This is a genomic window from Roseibium sp. ROS1 (assembly GCF_054658215.1).
This window is the reverse complement of the sequence record NZ_BAAGIG010000004.1, coordinates 468,543-488,192: the sequence shown is the minus strand read 5'-3', so window position 1 is coordinate 488,192 and position 19,650 is coordinate 468,543. Positions and strand designations below refer to the sequence as shown.

20 protein-coding genes are annotated in these 19,650 nt (G+C 58.6%); 9 read left to right on the top strand and 11 right to left on the bottom strand.

The features are described from left to right. Positions 1-236 precede the first annotated feature (236 nt). Genes ACYQ6M_RS25070 through tmpA form a run of 3 tightly spaced genes read right to left on the bottom strand, consistent with a single transcriptional unit; the run spans position 237 to position 2,817 of the window. On the bottom strand, positions 237-1,082 hold the full coding sequence (locus tag ACYQ6M_RS25070) for an alkaline phosphatase family protein (RefSeq protein WP_055659861.1): 846 nt from the start codon (positions 1,080-1,082) through the stop codon (positions 237-239). Beyond that, complete coding sequence (gene tmpB, locus ACYQ6M_RS25065; protein WP_055659863.1) at positions 1,079-1,672, bottom strand: (R)-1-hydroxy-2-trimethylaminoethylphosphonate oxygenase; 594 nt, start codon at positions 1,670-1,672, stop codon at positions 1,079-1,081. Before tmpB ends, ACYQ6M_RS25070 begins: the two co-directional genes overlap by 4 nt. Beyond that, positions 1,669-2,817 carry a 2-trimethylaminoethylphosphonate dioxygenase gene (gene tmpA / locus ACYQ6M_RS25060; protein ID WP_023000310.1) on the bottom strand — a complete coding sequence of 383 codons (1,149 nt, stop codon included), beginning with the start codon at positions 2,815-2,817 and terminating at the stop codon, positions 1,669-1,671. The genes tmpB and tmpA overlap by 4 nt, the downstream gene beginning before the upstream one ends. 98 nt (positions 2,818-2,915) lie before the next feature. Between tmpA and ACYQ6M_RS25055 the strand changes: the two genes are divergently transcribed. After that, positions 2,916-3,770 (top strand): LysR family transcriptional regulator, encoded by an 855-nt coding sequence (locus ACYQ6M_RS25055; protein ID WP_055659865.1) that lies wholly within the window; start codon positions 2,916-2,918, stop codon positions 3,768-3,770. Between the two features lie 332 nt (positions 3,771-4,102). On the opposite strand, the gene ACYQ6M_RS25050 is transcribed toward ACYQ6M_RS25055, so the two are convergent. Next, on the bottom strand, positions 4,103-4,399 hold the full coding sequence (locus ACYQ6M_RS25050) for a YggT family protein (RefSeq protein WP_023002770.1): 297 nt from the start codon (positions 4,397-4,399) through the stop codon (positions 4,103-4,105). A gap of 228 nt (positions 4,400-4,627) precedes the next feature. On the opposite strand from ACYQ6M_RS25050, the gene ACYQ6M_RS25045 reads away from it, so the two are divergent. Beyond that, complete coding sequence (locus tag ACYQ6M_RS25045) at positions 4,628-5,428, top strand: MipA/OmpV family protein (protein ID WP_023002769.1); 801 nt, start codon at positions 4,628-4,630, stop codon at positions 5,426-5,428. A gap of 259 nt (positions 5,429-5,687) precedes the next feature. Here ACYQ6M_RS25045 and ACYQ6M_RS25040 read toward each other — a convergent pair whose 3' ends face one another. From ACYQ6M_RS25040 to ACYQ6M_RS25020, 5 genes are all read right to left on the bottom strand, one after another. Beyond that, complete coding sequence (locus tag ACYQ6M_RS25040; protein WP_023002768.1) at positions 5,688-6,518, bottom strand: pentapeptide repeat-containing protein; 831 nt, start codon at positions 6,516-6,518, stop codon at positions 5,688-5,690. A 439-nt stretch (positions 6,519-6,957) separates the two neighbouring features. Further along, a complete protein-coding gene (locus ACYQ6M_RS25035) occupies positions 6,958-7,971 on the bottom strand; it encodes a patatin-like phospholipase family protein (protein ID WP_031270129.1) in 1,014 nt (337 codons plus the stop codon). A gap of 72 nt (positions 7,972-8,043) precedes the next feature. Next, positions 8,044-8,826, bottom strand: a complete 783-nt coding sequence (locus tag ACYQ6M_RS25030) for a 3-hydroxybutyrate dehydrogenase (protein ID WP_023002766.1) — start codon at positions 8,824-8,826, stop codon at positions 8,044-8,046. A 198-nt stretch (positions 8,827-9,024) separates the two neighbouring features. Beyond that, positions 9,025-9,912, bottom strand: a complete 888-nt coding sequence (locus ACYQ6M_RS25025) for a 4-hydroxy-3-methylbut-2-en-1-yl diphosphate synthase (protein WP_460076238.1) — start codon at positions 9,910-9,912, stop codon at positions 9,025-9,027. A gap of 41 nt (positions 9,913-9,953) precedes the next feature. Next, on the bottom strand, positions 9,954-10,739 hold the full coding sequence (locus ACYQ6M_RS25020) for a hypothetical protein (protein ID WP_460076236.1): 786 nt from the start codon (positions 10,737-10,739) through the stop codon (positions 9,954-9,956). 223 nt (positions 10,740-10,962) lie between these two features. On the opposite strand from ACYQ6M_RS25020, the gene ispG reads away from it, so the two are divergent. Genes ispG through ACYQ6M_RS25005 form a run of 3 tightly spaced genes read left to right on the top strand, consistent with a single transcriptional unit; the run spans position 10,963 to position 13,870 of the window. Continuing rightward, a complete protein-coding gene (ispG, locus tag ACYQ6M_RS25015) occupies positions 10,963-12,222 on the top strand; it encodes a flavodoxin-dependent (E)-4-hydroxy-3-methylbut-2-enyl-diphosphate synthase (protein WP_075284112.1) in 1,260 nt (419 codons plus the stop codon). Between the two features lie 21 nt (positions 12,223-12,243). Then, positions 12,244-13,140, top strand: a complete 897-nt coding sequence (pdxY, locus tag ACYQ6M_RS25010; RefSeq protein ID WP_460076234.1) for a pyridoxal kinase — start codon at positions 12,244-12,246, stop codon at positions 13,138-13,140. Continuing rightward, the gene (locus ACYQ6M_RS25005) at positions 13,133-13,870 is read left to right on the top strand and encodes a DUF429 domain-containing protein (RefSeq protein ID WP_460076231.1); all 738 of its coding nucleotides are present in this window, start codon (positions 13,133-13,135) and stop codon (positions 13,868-13,870) included. Before pdxY ends, ACYQ6M_RS25005 begins: the two co-directional genes overlap by 8 nt. A gap of 26 nt (positions 13,871-13,896) precedes the next feature. Here ACYQ6M_RS25005 and ACYQ6M_RS25000 read toward each other — a convergent pair whose 3' ends face one another. After that, on the bottom strand, positions 13,897-15,708 hold the full coding sequence (locus ACYQ6M_RS25000; protein WP_460076229.1) for a hypothetical protein: 1,812 nt from the start codon (positions 15,706-15,708) through the stop codon (positions 13,897-13,899). A gap of 247 nt (positions 15,709-15,955) precedes the next feature. On the opposite strand from ACYQ6M_RS25000, the gene queC reads away from it, so the two are divergent. From queC to queF, 4 genes are all read left to right on the top strand, one after another. Beyond that, the gene (gene queC / locus ACYQ6M_RS24995; protein WP_077291507.1) at positions 15,956-16,645 is read left to right on the top strand and encodes a 7-cyano-7-deazaguanine synthase QueC; all 690 of its coding nucleotides are present in this window, start codon (positions 15,956-15,958) and stop codon (positions 16,643-16,645) included. After that, positions 16,638-17,021, top strand: coding sequence for a 6-carboxytetrahydropterin synthase QueD (queD, locus tag ACYQ6M_RS24990; protein ID WP_023002759.1), 384 nt, complete (start codon positions 16,638-16,640; stop codon positions 17,019-17,021). The genes queC and queD overlap by 8 nt, the downstream gene beginning before the upstream one ends. Beyond that, positions 17,018-17,746, top strand: a complete 729-nt coding sequence (queE, locus tag ACYQ6M_RS24985) for a 7-carboxy-7-deazaguanine synthase QueE (protein ID WP_152509195.1) — start codon at positions 17,018-17,020, stop codon at positions 17,744-17,746. The genes queD and queE overlap by 4 nt, the downstream gene beginning before the upstream one ends. Positions 17,747-18,125: 379 nt before the next feature. Continuing rightward, the gene (queF, locus tag ACYQ6M_RS24980) at positions 18,126-18,593 is read left to right on the top strand and encodes a preQ(1) synthase (protein ID WP_006937960.1); all 468 of its coding nucleotides are present in this window, start codon (positions 18,126-18,128) and stop codon (positions 18,591-18,593) included. Positions 18,594-18,954: 361 nt separating this feature from the next. Here the strand turns inward: queF and ACYQ6M_RS24975 are convergent, their stop codons facing one another. Beyond that, positions 18,955-19,554 carry a hypothetical protein gene (locus ACYQ6M_RS24975; protein ID WP_460076225.1) on the bottom strand — a complete coding sequence of 200 codons (600 nt, stop codon included), beginning with the start codon at positions 19,552-19,554 and terminating at the stop codon, positions 18,955-18,957. Between the last annotated feature and the right edge of the window lie 96 nt (positions 19,555-19,650).

The following is a 19,650-nucleotide window of genomic DNA, read 5'->3' as shown; positions in this document are numbered from 1 at the left end:
TGGACTAATAAATCCACTCCGAAGCCCTTGAATGGCAACTGAGCGGACTTTGTTGCCTTTCGACTACGTTGCCTCAGTGTCCGCTGTCAGTCCTTTTTTGGTCGCGCTGAAAAGCAGCAATTACTAGCAGCGGATGTTCGCCGCGTTTGCCAAAAAGCCCAGGCAATCTGCGACGACCGCGGCTCGTCTTATTGGAACGGATGCGAAAAAAATTTGATCGGGACAAGTTTGGGAAGTCACTTGGTATGTGGTAGTGGCATGAGAAAAGCATTGCCCATGCCCTCCCCTGGCGTGATACCGATAAGCGCCAGAACCGAGGCAGCGATGCCCAGTTGGGACAGCTCCTCTCCCTGTTCAGGGCCTTCAGCGTCAGAAAACAAATAGAACGGAACTTCGGTTGCGGCCAGTGCCGTTCCACCGTGCCAGTGGTCTGATGTCATGCCGTGGTCTGCGGTGACGATGACATCGTAGCCAAGATCGCGCCACACTGGGATCGATCGCGACAGCGCATTGTCGATTTGCCAAATCTGGCGGCGATATTCTTTGCTGTCACCGCCAAACGTATGTCCCAGCGTGTCGGCGGAGCAGGAATGCAGCAGCATGTAGTCGGGAGCATGCCATTCCATCATCAGCGTCGCCTGTGCGCAAAGATCGATTTCGGCGGGGGCACAGGCGTTCATCGGGCCGTAGCCCTCCATCGAATAAAACCGGGCGGCTTGGATATCCGCATTCTTATCCAGATGCTCGATGGAGCGCAAAGGATCCCACGGTTGTCCGACGTAGAGATGGTGAAAGTAGGCTTGCGCCACCGCGCCCGTGCGCTTGCCGGCCGCGCGGGTCAGAGAAAAAACGTTGGGTGAGGAGGATGCGCGCATCCCGTCATTAGAGACGATACCATGCTGATGCGGCCAGAGGCCGGTGTGAATGGTTTCGTACATTGGCCCCGAAAGACTGGGCAGCGCTGTGCGCATCTTCCACCGGCGTGCCTGCCCAAGCGCGACAGCCCCTTCGAGCCAGCCGCATTCGGAAAGGGCCGCGTCGTAGCCAGCACCGTCCATGATGACAAGTAGAACGCGGGTCATGCACCGCGCCCGCAACGTATGTCGACCAGCCGCTGCACCATGGGTGCGAAATGCCAGAAGTCGGGTGTTTCCATCCCCGCGACCTTCCCAGCCTCGTCGAGATATCGAACGGCGATGATCTGCTTGAGGTTCGGGTTCTTCTCGAACTCGGCCACTTCCTCGCGCGACATCGGGCCGCCCTGCAGATTCAGCGAATGGATCGAGGCCTCGGACAAGCGCTTGAAATACTCGGGGCGCGTCGCGCAGAGGTAACGCTTTGCCGCGACGTGGTAGCGGCAGCAATCGGTCACGACGGACGGAAAGAACCGCTCGAGCACCTCGGCGCCTGCGTCTTCGTGGTGCCGGTCCTCGGTATCGTCCATGGTGAAGGTGCCGAACTCGCTGGTGAAATGGCCGATGTCGTGCAGCAGCGCGCCGACGATGATTTCTTCGGGCTGACCGTTACGTTCGGCGATCGTGGCGCCTTGCAGCATGTGTTCGCCCATTGTCACGGGCTCGCCCAGGTATTCCTCACCGCCGCGCCGATCGAAGATGGAGCCGATGAAGGCGACAATTGTCTCGGCCGTCAAAGTGTCGATATCTGGCCTCATTCCGCGGCCTCCAGCACACCTTCACGGCACATCGCGTCATGAGCGGACCGCAGCCCGTCCTTGTCGGCGTAGCAGCCTTGCAGCCAGCGCGTCCCTTCACCGGAATAGCCTTTGCGCGCGTGCAGCACGCGGGTGTTGTCGACGACAAAGGCTTCGCCCGGCTCCAACCGGAACGTCAGCTCCATGGCCGTGTCGTCGATGATCTCGCCCAGACGGCGATAGGCGGCGTAATAGGCCTCCATCTTGTCGAAGGGTACCTCCGTGATGGCCGCGCATGAGCGGTTGTTGAAACGGATGCCGGTCAGCTCGCCGTCAGGTGCCAGTTCGATCATCGGCCGACGCGAGGTCAGGCAAACGCCCGCCTCGCCGGCATATTCGAACCGTGCGCAATGATCGGCCAGCAGGTCGAACTCCTCGGGGTTTTCCTCGCGCAGGCGCAAGGCCGCAGCGAACCCGTCGACCACCATGTTCTCGCCCCCCGCAGCAGAGCTCTCGAGGCAGTAGAGAACCTGGATCGTCGGCACCGGGTCGCGATAGGGATTGTCGGTATGCGCCTGAAGCCCAAGACCGGTGAAGGCGAGGTTGGTCGGGTTCACCTCGGTCCGAACCTCAAAGTGGCGGCCATAGTTCGTCTCGCGCACAAAGCCGAAAAGATCGACGATCCGGAACAGCGCCCCGGGTTCGACCGGCGCGTTCACCACCTTGGCAAACCCAAAGCGGACGATCTGGCCCAGCCAGTCGCGCAAAGGGGCTCCGCCTTGTTGCAACTGGGCAAAATCACCGCAGGGCACGGCAGCCATCAGCCCTGCATCCCACGCCTGGATCCCGTCAGGCAGCCAGCCGCGCGCGGTTGGTGCCGCATGGTCATAGGCATGCGCTGCAAGCCATGCGGGATCAAAACGAACGGTCTTGTCCTCCGGCATGAAACGCACCTGAAGCGCGCCATCCGGGGCGATCTCGGCCGCCGCTATCCGGGTGTCGGCCGGGATGTCGCGCAGGGCGATCAACCGCTGCCCGTTGCCCGGGGCGCGTGTTTCGGCATCCTGCGCGTTGTCCCGCAGCCAGATCGCATGAAACCGCTGCGGGCCAGCGGTGGATTCCAGCGTCAGAAAGGTTCCGGACGGATCGAGTGTGACGGACAGCATGAGATTTCCCAAGAGTTGATTGCGACTTGGCTGGAGTTTCGCAAGCGCAATGGATAACTTCAAATCAGGAATTTATGGCCTGAGGCATCGTTTGACTTATGAAAAGGGATCGTCTTCCTCCGCTCGAATGGATCCGCGCCTTTGAGGCAGCGGCGCGGCTTGGCAGCTTTACCGCCGCCGCCGAAGATGTCGGCCTGACGCAGGCCGCGGTCAGCCAGCGGATCGGACAGTTGGAGAAACACCTCGGCACACCCCTGTTCGACCGTCGGGCGCGGGCCATCTCTCTGACCGTCGAGGGCGAGGCCTGGTTGCCCCACGTCCGCCTTGCGCTGGAAGGGCTGCGCGACAGCACCGAAGCGGTTTTCGGCACCGGACACCGACACCTGACACTGTCCGCCAGCCAGACCATCATCGACCTGTGGTTGCTCCCCAGGCTGGGTCATCTGCAAACCCTGACAAAAGCCGAACTCTCGATTCAGTCGATGGTTGTCGGCACACATGACGCCCCGCAGGATGACGTCATTCGCATCCGTTATGGGACAGGCGACTGGCCGCACCCTTATCGCGCCCGGCTCTATGCCGAACAAATCGCCCCGGTGGCGGCGCCCTCTCTGGTTGCCCGCCCGGAGCATTGGACAACGTTACCACGCATCGCTTGCGCCGGTCAGCGACCCGGCTGGCACGCCTGGGCAGCCGCGTTCGGCATCCCGACCACCCCATTGCCCGACCTGCGCTTTGATACCCATCTGTCGGCACTTGGCGCGGCCAAGGCGGGGTTGGGCGTTTTTCTGGCATCGCTGCCTTTGTGCGCGGAGGCCTTATCAACGGGAGCGTTGGTGCGCTTGGACCCCGGGTCTCTTTCTCATCACCAAAGCTATTGGCTGCTCGCCAGCCCACAAGCGGTGTCGCGGGACCAATGGCAGGCGATTACAACGGCAATCATCGATATCTGATTGGGAAATCTTGGTAGAGCAGACATTCGTCGGAACATCAGTATCGAGTGGTTTGGCCTCCAGGCAGACCTTCGCAGTAGACTGATCGAACGTCCCGTTGGGCCGGAAAGCGCCTGCGAGCCTATCTGGCGCGAATGTCTGCTTCGCCAAACGCTGGAGCCGTTTTACTTGCAACCACACTTAGGCTTAGAGGCCCGGCGATTGCCCCGGGCTTTTTTATAACCTGTTGCGACCCGCCATCCCGATGCAAATGCCCGAAGCATTTGGGACGAGGAAGCCGGAGCAACCGTTTGAAGCCCGGCAAATCGGCCGGGCCCTTCATGGTGAGGGCGTCAGTAGCCGCGGAACATCGGCAGGATGTTCAGGATGATCAGCTGGCGGACAAAGATGATCGCCAGCAGCAGGATCACCGGAGAAATGTCGACACCGCCGAGATCGGGCAGGAACCGCCGGATCGGCCTGAGCGCGGGCTCCGTCAGATTGTAGAGAACCCGGCCAATGGAATTGATGATCTGATTGCTCGAATTGACGATGTTGAAGGCATAGAGCCAGGAGAAGATCGCGCTGGCGATGATCACATACGTGTAGAGTTCCAGGGCGAGCAGTATCACGTTGAAGAGTGCGGTCATGGTCCGGTCCGTTGCCGTTCGAAATCTGGTCTTGCCCTCATGTAGCTTCCTGACAGCCCTGCTGCAAGACGGCAGCGTCACCGACATTTGATTGTGCTTAAGCTTCGCACCAGCCACAGGGCGGTGCGGAAATGCAACAGTCCGGCAAAACCCTCTCAGCTTAGGGTTTGTGTAAGCCCTTCTCGTGCTATCTTCCTGCCAACGGAATTCCTTGTCGGATGGGGTTGAATGTTCAAGTTGATGACGCGCGCCGCGCTGGCGCTTGCTCTAAGCGCTGTGTCTGGAGCCGCTCTGGCGCAGAGTGGAGACCTGTCTGAGCAGGATGCGAACCGCCAGTTCGTGGTTGACCTCGGTGTCGGCGCCATTGTCCAGCCGCGTTACGAGGCTGCAGACTCCTATCTGGTCTACCCCTTCCCGATCGTTTCGGTCGGCCGCTTCTACTTCCCCGGCCTTGGCCAGGTTGTCGACGGCCGCCGCAAGTCCGGTGTGTTCTTCTACCCGTCGTTCAACTTCATCGGCGAGCGCAAGGCCAGCGACAGCACCGATCTGACCGGCACCAACACCATCGACTGGGCGCTTGAACTCGGTCTCGGCGGTGGTTTCCGCACCGAGCATTTCCGCGCTTTCGCCGAACTGCGTCAGGGCATCAACGGGCACACGGGCCAGGTTGGTCAGCTCGGCCTCGACGGCATCGTCTATCCCGCTGAAAAGTGGGAAGTCAGCTTCGGTCCGCGTGCGGGCTTTGCTTCTGACGAATACATGGACACCTATTTCGGCGTGAGCTCGACCGAAGCAGCCAACAGTGGTGGCCGCCTGACGAAGTTCAACCCGAGCGCCGGCTTCAAGAGTGTCGGCCTGGCGGCCCGCGCCAGCTATGATTTCAACGACGACGTCCGCCTGCACCTGCAAGGTGGCTATGACCGGCTGGTTGGCGACGCGGCGGACAGCCCGATCGCCAAGAACGGCAGCGAAAACCAGTTCAGCATCGGTGCCGGCGTCACCTACCGTTTCGCCTTCGACCTGTTCTAGGAAACCCGTTTCCGCAATGTTCAAGATGCTGCCGCACCACGTGTGGCAGCATTTTTTGTTTCTGGTCGACCGACACGCCGGTTGATCCGCCTGTTCGGGACATACATCCCGGGAGCGCATGGAAGTTCTTCAGTTCAAGCCGGCTTGACCTGTCCTGCAGGCACGATCATTGCGCAACCCGTGCACGCGTTTCGGCAAAGCCGAAACGCTCACTTTGCGAAGTGGCAAGTCGGATGGACGGAGAACCGCTCGGACGCACTTAGTAGGCGCAGGGGACGAGCTTGATGCCGTTCGGCAGCTTGGTGTTCTCGTCGCCGCAAGCACCGAGGATGCGGCTGGGGTCGAGATTATAGGCACCCGACAGATCCGCCCCGGCGAGACGCGTACGGCGCAGAAGAGCACCATCGAAATCAACACCCTTCAGATTTGCGCCCGTCAGGTCCGAACTGACCAGCCGCACGCCTGTGAAATCCGCCCCTGAAAAATTGGCGTTATGAGCCTTGACCCTGTCGAGCTTGGCCTGGCGCATGCGGGCATCCTGGAAGTTGGCGCCATTCAGGTCCACGCGCTCCAGGTTGGCATCATCCATCTTGGCACCCTTGAAGGAAGCCGCGTCCGCAATCGACCGGGTCAACAGGACATTGCGCATGTCCGCGCCGTCGAAAACGGCTCCATTTGCCTCAACCGTGTTCAGGTCCGCGTCCCGAAGGTCCGCATCCTGGAAATTCGATTTGTTCAGATTGGCTTTTTCAAGATCGACGGAGCGCATGTTCGCACCGGAAAAATCGCTGCCGGAGAAATCCGCCCGCTCGGCTTCCGTCCGCCGGAAATCGGAGCCCTTGAAATTCGCGTCTTTCAACAGGGCTTCCTTGAGGTCGACTTCCCGCAGATTGGCACGGCCAAAATCACCGTTTTCAAGAACCAGACCACGAAGTTCCGCCAGCCGAAGATCGCAACCGGGGCAACCGCCCTTTTCCTTGATCTCGGCCATGCGCTCTTGATCACTGCCAGCCTGTGCTCCACCGGCTGCCACCAGCAGGGCCATGGCGCCAACGCAGCCTGCAAGAACCCGGGTCACCCTGTTTTTCATCGCGAATCCCTTTGCCAATCTCCACCTAAAGATAGGTCGCACTTGTGGCGGTTGAAGGACTGTATCCGATCAGAAGATTGAAAAAGTGAGAAAATGAGGCAGATCCGCTTCACATCGTGGCGATCCTTTGCCGCAGGGCGGGCATCATCGCCGGGAAGCAAGGGAGGGAGGGAAGAAGCAGGCGGGGTCGCGAGTGCCCACTCCTTCCGTCCATCTAAGCGCTGACGACGCACTACCTGACAATCAGCGTGCCAATCAAAACGCAAAAGCCTTGCCAATTTGTTTTCAAAGCCATTCAAACCAGATCTGGTTCAGCTAAAATCGCCTGACACAAGATGCTGATTCCGTTTAGACTTTCTTCACATCTGCTGCATTGCAAATTGCAACGCCACCTGCAAACACGGCTAACAAAAGGTTAAGAAATTGAGCTGTCCTTCCGTCAGGAAATCTCTTCCTTGACGTCGATGGTCGAGCGCTTGCCGATGTCGTCATAGTGCCGCTCGAGCCATTCCTGCGCGGTCTTGCGCCCAAGGTCCTTGAGATCGGTGAGAAACGCCCATTCGGCGTTGAGTTTCGATGAGGCCTGCAGCGGCTTCAGCTCCCCGGCGGAGATCCTGTGCATGTTGACCTTCATGTATTCCTCGCTCGACAGCTTGCCTTCCTCGATCAGGCGCGTGACGAAGTCGATGGCCCGGAGTTCGCGAAGGAGCGTGGAATTGAAGGTAATCTCGTTGAGCCGGTTGACGATCTCCCGCGCGGTCTTCGGTACCTTGCGCCGTTCGATCGGGTTGATCTGGATGAGCATCACATCCGGCGTGTCGGTGTCGTAGAACAGCGGATAGAGCGGCGGATTGCCCATGTAGCCGCCATCCCAATATGGCTCGCCCTCGATTTCCACTGCCTGGAACACCTGCGGCAGACACGCGGATGCCATCACCGCATCCAGCGTGACTTCCTTTTCGCTGAACACCCGGATCTTGCCGGTGAAGACGTTGGTTGCCGAAACGAAGATCTTCATGTGTTCGCATTGGTGAACACGGTCGAAATCGACGGTTTTTTCCAGAACATCGCGCAGCGGATTGGCGTTGAGCGGATTGAATTCGTAAGGCGACGCAAACCGCGTCAGCACATCGAAGAACAGATAGCTGGGGGAATGATCAAGGCTCCACTCCCCCAGGAACACGTCCAGCGGCGAACGCTGGATCGGGCTGTATTTGGCCTGTCGGCTGACCTCGTACCAGAAAGCTTCAAGGCGCTCTCTCGCACCGTCTTCGCCGCCGTCCTGCATGCCGCCGGCAAGCACCACCGCATTCATGGCACCGGCCGACGTGCCGCTGATGGCGTCGATCTTCAGCCGCTTGTCTTCCAGGAACCAGTCCAGAACGCCCCAGGTGAAGGCGCCGTGTGCGCCGCCACCTTGAAGGGCAAGGTTGATCTTCTTAGGCGCGGCCATGACGGCTCCCTTGTTCCGGTGGTTCGGCGATGGTCGCGGGCGGGCATCAGCCCGCACCGCGAGCAGCATGGATCAGTGTGCGGTCCAGCCGCCATCGATGGGCAGGATCGAACCGGTGATCGATGATGCCGTATCGGAGCACAGGAACACCGCATAGCCCGCCACCTGTTCGATGGTCACGAACTGCTTCGTCGGCTGCGCGGCCAGCATGACGTCGTTCTTGACCTGCTCTTCGGTCATGTTGCGCGCCTTCATTGTGTCGGGGATCTGCGCTTCCACCAGCGGTGTCCAGACATAGCCCGGGCAGATGGCGTTGACGGTGATGCCCTGCTGGGCAACTTCCAGCGCCACGGTCTTGGTGAGACCGGCAATGCCGTGCTTGGCGGCCACATAGGCGGACTTGTAGGGTGAGGCGACCAGCGCGTGGGCGGAAGCCGTGTTGATGATCCGTCCCCAGCCCTTGGACTTCATGCCGGGCAGCGCGGCGCGGATCGCATGGAAGGCGGACGTCAGGTTGATGGCGATGATGGCATCCCACTTGTCGACCGGGAATTCATCGACCGGCGACACGAACTGGATGCCGGCATTGTTGACCAGGATATCGACACCGCCGAATTCCTTTTCCGCATCGGCGATCATGCCGGCGATCTCGTCGCCCTTCAGCATGTTCGCCGGCGAATAGGTGCAGCGCACCCCGAAATCCGCCTCGATGGCGGCCCGGGTCTTTTCGATCTCATCGGCATCACCCAACCCGTTGATCACGACATTGGCGCCTTTTTCCGCGAAGGCGCGGGCGCAGCCGAGCCCGATGCCCGAAGTGGATCCGGTGATGACGGCGGTTTTGTTGGCAAGCATTTGGGATCTCCCTTGATCGGCGGATCATCGGCCGGGAGTGTCCGGCCATCCGGAAACGGATCGTTGAAAGGCTTGGCCTCGTTCTGCCTTCCACGAAAGGCAACAAGGCGTCAGAACAGAAAATTTCAGGCACACATTCGACCAGTTATCGCCGCACTGCAACATCGGAATGATGAAATTTGATCCATGTTGCCTTCATCAACGCCGGTTTATGCGCTGCGCCCCTTCAAGCGCCTTGCGTGCACGGGCCCTGGCGGCATCCCGCGTTTCCTCCACTTTGGAAAGATCTTCCTGTCGAAGCCCGAGTTGCGCGGCAAAGCGTTCGCGGATCAGGCCGTAGAAGGTCGCGTGCAGGCTGGCAAACGCCCAGACCAGGATCAGCATGGTGCCCATCGGAAAGATCGCAGAGCGGATCTGCTGCCACAAGACGCTGGCAGGCATCAATCCATCGCTAACGCCAAGAACGACCGCCCAGATGCCGACCAGGAAACCTGCAAGCAGGCTCATCACCAGCGCCGCAAAGGCCATGGCCCAGCCAAGCCCGGACGTTGCCCGCCAGCTTTCCTTGAGCGTCAGCGGATCGTCCACCGCCGATGCCGGCAGCACGACGGAAAAGCGTTGCACCACCATCAGCGCAACGAACGGTGCCAGAAACAGGAGCAGCAGTCCGATGCCCGCCGTGACCGCGGCCAGCAGCAGGGAAACAATCACCAGCGGTATCAGTGACAGGGCGCCGATCAGGCTGAGGACGATCTGGTTGAGAATGACGCGTATGTTGCGCGCCCCGAAGGTGACCGGAAAATCCCGCGCGTCGATCAAGATGCGCCGCACATAGGCAATGGCGATGGAAAAGCCGACCAGCAGGTTGGCAATGGCTGCCAGCGCCCTGAGCGCGCCTTCGTCGGCAGCGGCCACCGGCTCGGTCATGTAGGAAACGGTCTTGAAGCCGCTTTCCGGCATCAGCGATCCGCCAATGGCGAAATTCAGGGCGACCAGAAGCAGGATATAGGCCCAGCCGGTTTTCAGAAGCGTCCCGAAATTGTGCTGCGCCAACGACAGCGAACGTTCCAGAACGGTGAAAAACATGGTCTGCTCCGGTTGCTTGCAACGGCCGCAGGATACGCGATTCAGGCCGGCGCACCAGCCCCCTCCGGCCGTTCCATCGCGATCCGGTAACCTGCCGTCAGGATCGAGATTCCCAGCACCGTGACGATGATCTGCACCAGCACGTTGAGCACGAGGATCTTCATCTGGATGAGGGCTGCCGGCAGGCCGCCGGACAGAAGACCAAGAAGATACTGCAGCCCCTCGCCAACGGCGACAAACGGCAGGATCAGGATGAGCGCAGCCAGGAACATCGGCATGCCGAGGCCTTTTCCGAACTGAAGCATCTGACTGAAGCCGAGCGGTCGCTCAACGGCAACGGCCGGCAGGCTGAGGTTCAGGCGGAACAGGAACGGGGCGAGAATGAATAACGCGACGATCCACAAAACCACCGTCATGGCGGTGCTGTTGAACAGGCTCGACAGCACACCAATCACCAGCCCTGCAGGCAGCACGACAACGACCGCGGCCAGCGACAACAAAAGCATTTGCCCGATGAAACGGAACTCGACAGCGCCAACGCGAAAGTGCAGCGGTCCCGGCCGCTCGTTCAGCAGACCGAACCGGTGCCAGGCGACCGAAATGGATGCGGACGACAGCAGCGCAATCACCATGGTCGTCAGCAGCAGCAGGACCGTCGTTCCGGAGATATCTTCAGGCGCGGTCGCCTCATCGATCTGCGCGCCATTCGCCAGAATGAAGAGAGACAGCACGAACTGCAGGAGAAACCAGCCACCGCAAACCTTGAACACGGTTTCCAGATTGCCAAAAACAATGGAAACAGAGTCCGTCAGCATCCGTTTCAACATGCAGCACCCTCCACAACAAGACGGCCGACGGTTAGGGTCGGCTCATGCAAGCTCATAGCGGGCTGAAAACCATGTGGCAACGTCCGTGAGCCCCAAGATCGACCTGCCTTTGCCGCGGCTCTGCCATTGCCCTTTTTTGCCGCACGCCCTAATCATGCGCTGGAAAGTCGGCCCCAGTTCCCTCATATGAGGGGCAAACGCTCAAAACCCGTTGGTTCCTGTGATGATCGATGATTTCGCGAAAGCCCTGCCCCGCCGCTCCTCCGTCGGTGTGAAGGTCGGCAATGTGATGGTTGGCGGTGATGCGCCTATCGTGGTGCAATCCATGACCAACACCGACACGGCAGATGCCGATGCGACCGTCGCGCAGGTGGCGGCACTCGCCCGTGCCGGGTCTGAAATCGTGCGCATCACAGTGGACCGTGCGGAAGCCGCGGCCCAGGTGCCACGGATCAAGGAGCGGCTGGAACGGATCGGCATTACGGTGCCGCTCGTCGGCGACTTCCACTACATCGGCCACAAGCTGCTGACCGACTATCCCGATTGCGCCGCAGCACTCGACAAGTACCGCATCAACCCGGGCAACGTCGGTTTCAAGGCCAAGCGCGACACGCAATTCTCGCAGATCATCGACATCGCACAGAAGCACGACAAGGCCGTCCGCATTGGCGTCAACTGGGGTTCACTCGACCAGGAGCTTCTGACGAAGCTGATGGACGAGAATGCCGAAAGTGCAAATCCGGTTTCGGCGGCGGCCGTCATGCGCGAAGCGATTATCCAGTCCGGGCTTCTGTCCGCCGAACGCGCCGAAGGCCTCGGCATGGGCCGCGACAAGATCATCCTCTCGGCCAAGGTCAGCCAGGTGCAGGACCTGATCGCCGTTTATGCCGATCTCGCCCGTCGCTGCGACTATGCTCTGCATCTCGGCCTCACCGAAGCAGGCATGGGCACCAAGGGCATCGTTTCCTCCGCCGCTTCCATGGGCATCCTTCTGCAGCAGGGCATTGGCGATACCATCCGTGTGTCGCTGACACCGGAACCGGGCGGCGACCGCACCCGCGAGGTGCAAGTGGCTCAGGAGCTTTTGCAGGTGATGGGTTTCCGCGCCTTCGTGCCGGTGGTTGCCGCCTGCCCGGGCTGTGGCCGCACCACTTCCACGGTTTTCCAGGAACTGGCCCAGGACATTCAGGACCACATCCGTGTTTCCATGCCCAAGTGGCGTGAACAATATCCGGGCGTTGAAAGCCTCAACGTCGCCGTGATGGGCTGCATCGTCAATGGCCCGGGCGAATCCAAACATGCCGATATCGGCATTTCCCTCCCCGGCACCGGAGAGACCCCCTCAGCCCCCGTTTTCATCGACGGCGAGAAGGTCATGACCCTGCGCGGGCCCGGCATTGCCGACGAGTTCAAGCAGATGGTTCTGGACTATATCGAAAAGCGCTACGGCACCGGCAGCAAGTCGTCTTCCGACGCTGCCTGACCCCGGAAGGAACACCATCCCATGATGCAGCCGGGCGCTCCCGAGCCACAGAAAAAGCCGGTTCTGGTGATCACCTCCCAGGTGGTCCGTGGCGGTATCAGCGGTCGCGGTCTGACCTTCGCACTTGAACGGATCGGCCACGATGTCTGGTTTCTGCCGACCATCCTGCTGCCCTGGCATCCGGGACAGGGCAAGGGCACTCGCATCGTCGCCCCTGCAGCAGATTTCACTGCCATTGTTGAGGATCTTGCGGCATCCCCGAAACTGGCCGAAGTCGGCGCGGTGATTTCCGGCTATCTCGGCAATCCGGAACAGGCGGCCGCCATCGCGTCACTTGTGAAGGCGGTCAAGACCCACAATCCGGATGCGCCATACCTGTGCGATCCGGTCATGGGCGACCAGCACGACGGCAGCGGCAACCTTTATGTGCCCACGGCAACGGCCGAGGCAATCCGGGACCAGCTGGTGCCCCTGGCCGATGTCGTCACGCCCAACGCCTTTGAACTCGGCTGGCTGACGGGCCGCGAGATCGACAGCGAAATGCAGGCTCTCGCCGCCGCCCGGGTTCTCGGCAACGAGCGAGTGATGGTGACCTCCTCGCCAGCCCTGCGCCGCAATGCCATTGCCAACCTTCTGGCAGGCCCGCGTGGCGCCGTTGCCGCCGAACATGCTTCCATCGCGAATCCACCGCACGGCACCGGAGACCTGATCGCGGGCCTGTTCCTGTCCAACCTTCTGGCCGGTCAAAACGACGAGGAAGCGCTGAAACGTGCGTCGGCCTCCGTTTTTGAGCTGGTTGCCCGCAGCGTGCGCAAGGGCGCGGACGAATTGCTGTTTGCCGAGGAGCAGAACTCCGTGGTGAAGGCAATGGCCCTCGTCACCTCGCGCCGGGTTCTGGAAGCAAAGGCCCGTGCCTGACGGGGCAGGCACAAGGGTTGCCGGCGTCGACGGCTGCAAGGCCGGTTGGGTTGCGGTCATCCGCAATCTGGAAGACCCCGCCGATCTGGATCTGATCGTCTTTCCGACCTTCGCGGATATTGTCGGACACACCCCGCATCTTGCCATTGTCGCTGTCGACATGCCCATAGGCTTGCCGGATCGCATCGGCCCCGGCGGCCGCGGCCCGGAGAAGGCCGCCCGCAAACACCTGGGCATGCGCCAATCCTCGGTGTTTACCGTGCCCGCCCGCCTCGCGGTTTATGAAGACGATTACCTGAAGGCCTGCAACACGGCACTCGCCACGTCCGACCCGCCGAAAAAAGTCTCCAAGCAGTGTTTCTTCCTGTTCCCGAAAATGCGGGAAATCGACGCCCTGATGACACCGGAGCTGGAGACACGCGTCCATGAGGTGCACCCGGAACTTGCCTTCTGGCGCCTCAACGGCGGAGCGGAAATGAGCCTGCCCAAGAAGGTCAAGAGCCGCGCCAACTCGGCAGGCCTCGACCAGCGGCGGGACCTTCTCGTCTCCAAGGGGTTGCCCGGAGAGTTTCTCGACCAGAAGCCCCCGCGCGGCTGCGGACGCGACGACCTTCTGGACGCCGCCGCCAACAGCCTGATTGCCGAGCGGATCTTTCGGGGAGAAGCGGAACCGTTTCCGAAGGACTTCCGCCGCGATGAGCGCGGCCTGAGGATGGCGATCTGGGCGTGATGATTTTCATCACATCTATAGAAATTTCATTTCACTTTATTATTAAGATTGGTCCAAATGTTTTTTGCACGATAATTAGGCGGTGTCCAAATCACTCGACCTGCAGTCCGCACCTCAAAAATATCTAGTGCCTTTATGTCCGAAATGTATTGCTCATAAAGAACTTCGGCGAAGTTAAATGCATCGACATAATTATCATAACCAGACTCTCCGCTACACAAAGATCCAATTATTTCAAAAACTTGATCAAAATAATCGTGGGCATTTGATAGCAAATTCACCGCGTTTGGCGGGTTTGCTCCACTATGAACAATCTCGTTCCTTGCACGATAAATACGGTGTATTTGCCACGCCACTCTTTTCTGATGCTGCTCAATAAAGTTAAGACAAGAATTCGGCGTCTTAAAAATCTCATGCAGGTTATAAGCTCGGTTCCTTAACAATTCGAAATTCTTCAAGTCTGAAAATAGCTTTGCTAAAGAAGGTTCGTTCTCCTTCAAGATCACTAGGCAAAACACCTTTTCAACAAGATTTGCATCATCAGGAGCCGATATATTCTGAAGACAATTAGAAAGCGCCCTGCGATCCCACCTGAAAAAATCAAATGAAAGTGTACGGAATAGCCTATTTATGTAATTTAATCCAATAACTGGCAATGAACCAGAAACGACAGAGTCAACAATAGTCTTATTAGGCCGTGAAGGAAGCATAGTTTCCAAAGCGGTCCAAACATTTACTATCTGAGTTTCCGTGCTGCTAGTTTGTCCGCCTAAACCATGAAAACCAATTACTCTAAAAAATTTATCAGCCTCCTCACCTCGCGCCAACTGCAGGACTCTAATGAACTTTTCTAATTTTTTAGCAGCATCTTCTGGCTTATTATCAATCGTATTCTGCATTGCATTGACGTTCACCTTCACTTTTCCAATCTCGTTATCGCAACAAGCCTGGATAGTGTGAGCAATATCATCGATTCGATAAGTATCTTTGTGATGAAATATTGCAAACAAATCATGTACTTTTTGAATATAACCTTTAGCCTCCTGAATTGCTGAGTATTTATCAGGAGCGAACACTTTTTCTGCTAGTAGATAATTTTCTGTCCCTTTAAGATTTCTAATATTATTGCCCGATCCGTTTGACTTGAATATTTGCGGCTTCTTTTTTAGGAGCTTTAAGTCATAGATTCCGAAAACTTCTTTCGACATAACTACAGCCGGGGTATCTATGATAAAACACACAGTAAAATTATGATGATGAGGAAAAATCTCAACAAAAAAATCATTCAATATTTCACAGCTGTCGACTTTATTTCCTTTAAAAAATTTTGAAACAACCGAATGATTAATATGTTCCATACTTACGCCAAAGTTTCTCAACGAGGTAACCACCTCCTTCGCAACAAATTCAATATTTTTAAGCTCATTTTGTAAGCAAAATTTCTGAGAAAGTTCGAAACATTTAAATATATATTCCCTTTGAGAAATTTCCTTCTCTAGCAATCGTAACTTCTTTTCAATATCTTCAAGAGAACTTCGATCATATCTCAAGTGATAATTTAGCCTGAGTTGCAACATCTCACGCACGATTACATTATTTCTCAATCGAGATTCGAGCTCGTCAAGCATGTGCTCAATAGATGCTGTAGATTTATTTAAAGATTTTAAAATACTTAACTCATCCAAGCACTCAGCAACCAAAGATGGTGGATTCATGGTTGGAGCTCGATAACTATCGATAGTATATGTGAATGTAAGCTCCTCTATACGCTGAGCAAAATACAACAACCCTTTTAAACTTTCTGGATCTTTCCAATTATCAATATTCCTGAATCGCATCTTTTGCCTACATTCTGTCTAAATCTCTCATGTGATTATGCTAACAACATTCTTTTGCTTCGGAAAAGAAAAAGTCTTGAGGCAAGTGAAACTTCGACTTCTTGATAATCGCAATACACGACTTGCTATTGCAGTAGAGACCCACCCTTCCCTTTTCGCGAAAACCTGCTAAAACGCGCGCCGTTCCCCAAAAGGGAACCACCGGTCGCAGCCTACCCGGTGCCAGCGAAAACAAGGGACCACATCGTTGAAAACACTTGTCATCTGTTCCGGCGGAATGGATTCCGTCACCCTTGCGCACAAGGTTGCGCGGGAACACGAGCTGATCGGCCTCGTATCTTTCGACTATGGCCAGCGCCACAAGAAGGAGCTGGACTACGCGAAGGCCTGTGCCGATGAGCTGAACACCGAGCATATCCTGATCGACATTTCCAATATCGGCCGCCAGCTGACCGGCTCGGCGCTGACCGACGATCTGGACGTACCGGACGGGCATTATGCCGAGGAAACCATGAAGATCACCGTTGTGCCGAACCGCAACGCGATCATGCTTTCCATTGCCTTCGGCATTGCCAGCGCGCGCGGTGCCGAAGCGGTCGCGACCGCCGTCCACGGCGGCGACCACTTCATCTATCCGGACTGCCGTCCGGCCTTCACCGAAAGCTTCGAGACCATGCAGCGCCATGCGCTGGAAGGCATGGGCGAGATCAGCCTCTTCACGCCTTACGTCCACACCTCCAAGGCGGACATCGCCGCCGAGGGACTGAGGCTTGGCGTCGACTATCGCAAGACATGGTCCTGCTACAAGGGCGGCGAGGTTCACTGCGGGCGCTGCGGCACCTGCGTGGAACGGCGCGAAGCCTTTCACCTGGCCGGCGGCATCGACCCGACGGTCTACGCAGACGAAGCGTTCTGGAAGGAGGCGTGCAATGTTTAGGATCACCAAGGAATTCCACTTCTCCGCCAGCCACCAGATCCTTGGCCTGGGAGAAGACCACCCCTGCGCCCGCCTGCATGGCCACAACTATGTGGTCGAGGTGGAGCTGATGTCGGAAGAGCTGAACGGCATCGGCTTCGTGCGCGATTACCGCGAACTGTCCGAATTCAAGCGCTTCATCGACGACACGCTCGACCACCGGCACCTGAATGACGTGCTGGGCGATGATTGCGTGACCGCCGAGACCATGGCGCGCTATTTCTACAACTGGTGCCGCCAGCGCTGGCCGGAAACCTCGGCCGTTCGCGTGAAGGAAACGCCGAAGACCTGCGCCGAATTCCGTCCCCTCGTCTATCCGGGGGCGCGTGCGGCATGAGTATCGAACAGATCCGGGTCAGCGAAATATTTGGCCCCACCATTCAGGGCGAAGGCGCCCTGATTGGCCAACCCACCGTGTTCGTGCGCACCGGCGGCTGCGATTACCGCTGCTCCTGGTGCGACACGCTGCATGCGGTCGACAGCGCCCATCGGGACGAATGGTGCCCGATGACGCCGGAAGCCATCCTGATGCAGGTGGAGATCCTGTCCGGCGGCAATCCGCTGACAGTGTCGCTTTCCGGTGGCAATCCGGCGATCCAGCCGCTTGGAGGCCTGATCGAGCTCGGCCGGAAAGAGGGCTACCGTTTCGCGCTGGAAACGCAGGGCAGCCTCGCCAAGGACTGGTTTGCCGATCTCGACGTCCTGACGCTGAGCCCGAAACCGCCTTCCTCGGGCATGGTCACCGACTGGCAGCGCCTGGCGGAATGCGTCGAGGCCGCAGGGCCTGAGACGCAGACCGTCCTGAAGGTCGTTGTCTTCGACGAGGCGGACTATGCCTTCGCACGGGACGTCTCAGACCGCTACCCGCATCTCAGCTGCTTCCTGCAGCCGGGCAACCACACCCCGCCGGCGGCAGCCGACACCGACGCCACCATCGACATGGCCGGCATCATGGAGCGCATGCGCTGGCTTGTGGACCGGGTTACCTCCGACAGATGGTATGCAGCCACCGTCCTGCCGCAGCTTCACACGATGATCTGGGGCAATTTGCGCGGGGTTTAGGAACCGGCCTCTCCGGCGTCATCCCGGCCGAGCGTAGCGCGAGCCGGGACCGGGAAGACAACGGTGTCGCGAGCAGAATCGACAGGCCTTCGCCTCTCCGATCCCGGATCTTCGTCCGGGATGACAACGGAGAGGAAGCTTTTCAAAACTGCTCCCTCATCCTGAGGAGCTGCTCCAGCGGCGTCTCGAAGGATGGGCGGCACGCACAGAACGAGCGACCCATCCTTCGAGACGGACCTGACGGTCCTCCTCAGGATCAGGGCACAGGGAAGCGAAAGCCCAATTTTGGGTCTTTGCGAGTTCATTCAGGAACACGAATCCCACCCACCGACAGCGCAAAAGCGTGTCCCCGGAACGGGCTCAAAATCAGGAGACAGTCATGTCCGACAAGAGCATCTACGAGAACCTGACCCAGCTCGGGTCTTCCACCGAACTTCCCGACGATCCCGACAAGGCGGTTCTGGAAAAAGTGCCGAACCCGCAGGCTGGCACAGGCTACATGGTCCGCTTCGTCGCCCCGGAATTCACCTCGCTGTGCCCGATCACCGGCGCGCCGGACTTCGCTCATCTGGTGATCGACTATGTGCCGCGTGATTTCCTGGTCGAGAGCAAGTCGCTGAAACTGTTCCTCGGCTCCTTCCGCAACCACGGCGCCTTCCACGAGGACTGCACGGTTTCCATAGGCAAGCGCCTGGTCGACCTCCTCGATCCCGAGTGGCTTCGCATCGGCGGCTATTGGTATCCGCGCGGCGGCATCCCGATCGACGTCTTCTACCAGACCGGCCCAGCTCCGGACGGCGTCTGGATCCCCGACCAGGGCGTTGCCCCCTATCGCGGACGCGGCTAAGGCAAACGGACTGCCTTCGCGGATACGATGATCCCAAGGTTTGGGCAGGAAATCGGAACCATCGATCAACGCCAGGCCGCACCCCACCCGGAAGTGTCACCCCGGGCTTGATCCGGGGCCCACTCATTTCCAGAGCCTCAAGACTTGCCCAAGGCTCAAAGCGACTGCCTGAACGCAATAGAGATTTCCGAGCTCGCCGTGATGGGGATTGGATCCCGGGTCAAGCCCGGGATGACATCTGAGGGTGGGGCGAGCCTCGCTTGCCATCCGCTTACCAGAAACACCTGTTGTTCCGCGCAAGAGACCGCGCAATCGGTACACCCGCCGTCCGCCCCGCGATCCTTCCGCCTGGCTGGCTGCCTTACTCCGGCACCGGCAGGTTCAGGCCAGGGGCTTTTTCGATCACCTGGGTGGTCACCATCTCGAAAGACGGGGCCTTGCTGTCGTAGATCGCCTTGACGATGAAATCGTCACTGCGGCGGACATAGTAGGTGTAGCGGTTTTCCGTGACCATGCCCTGGCTGACGGTAATATCCGCTGCGACCACCTCCACGGCCTCACCCTCCAGCTCCTCCTCACCACAGGCCGCGTTGCGGATTGTGGCTGCGTTCGTTTCCTTGTCGGCACGTGCCTGATCCGCGTTCTGTCCGGTGTCCATCTCGCGGATCTTTTCCCAGGTCGACCCCTGGTCCGCGGATTGATAGAGCACGTTGCCGTAGCCAAGCACCCACGGGCCTTCCGGTGAGGTCGGCACGGTCAGATAGTGATCCTGCGACAGGTAGAAAAAGTCATTGGTGGTCGGCGGCGCGCCCTTGAAGGCGGTGGTCACCTGGGTCTTGGTCGGCGTCGTCTGATCGAGTTGCAGATAGAGTTCCGTGAAACGATCCTGACACGGGTCAGCCAGTGCGCTCTGTATAGAGCCGGCAAGAAGAAAAAGAACTGCGGGCACGCGGTATTTCATGAAAGCCCCCATGGAAATGAATTTAAGAAATTGGCCAAAATCACCGGCCATTCCCATGGAACACTTTTTCCTGCCGCCAAACAATCACCTCGTTGG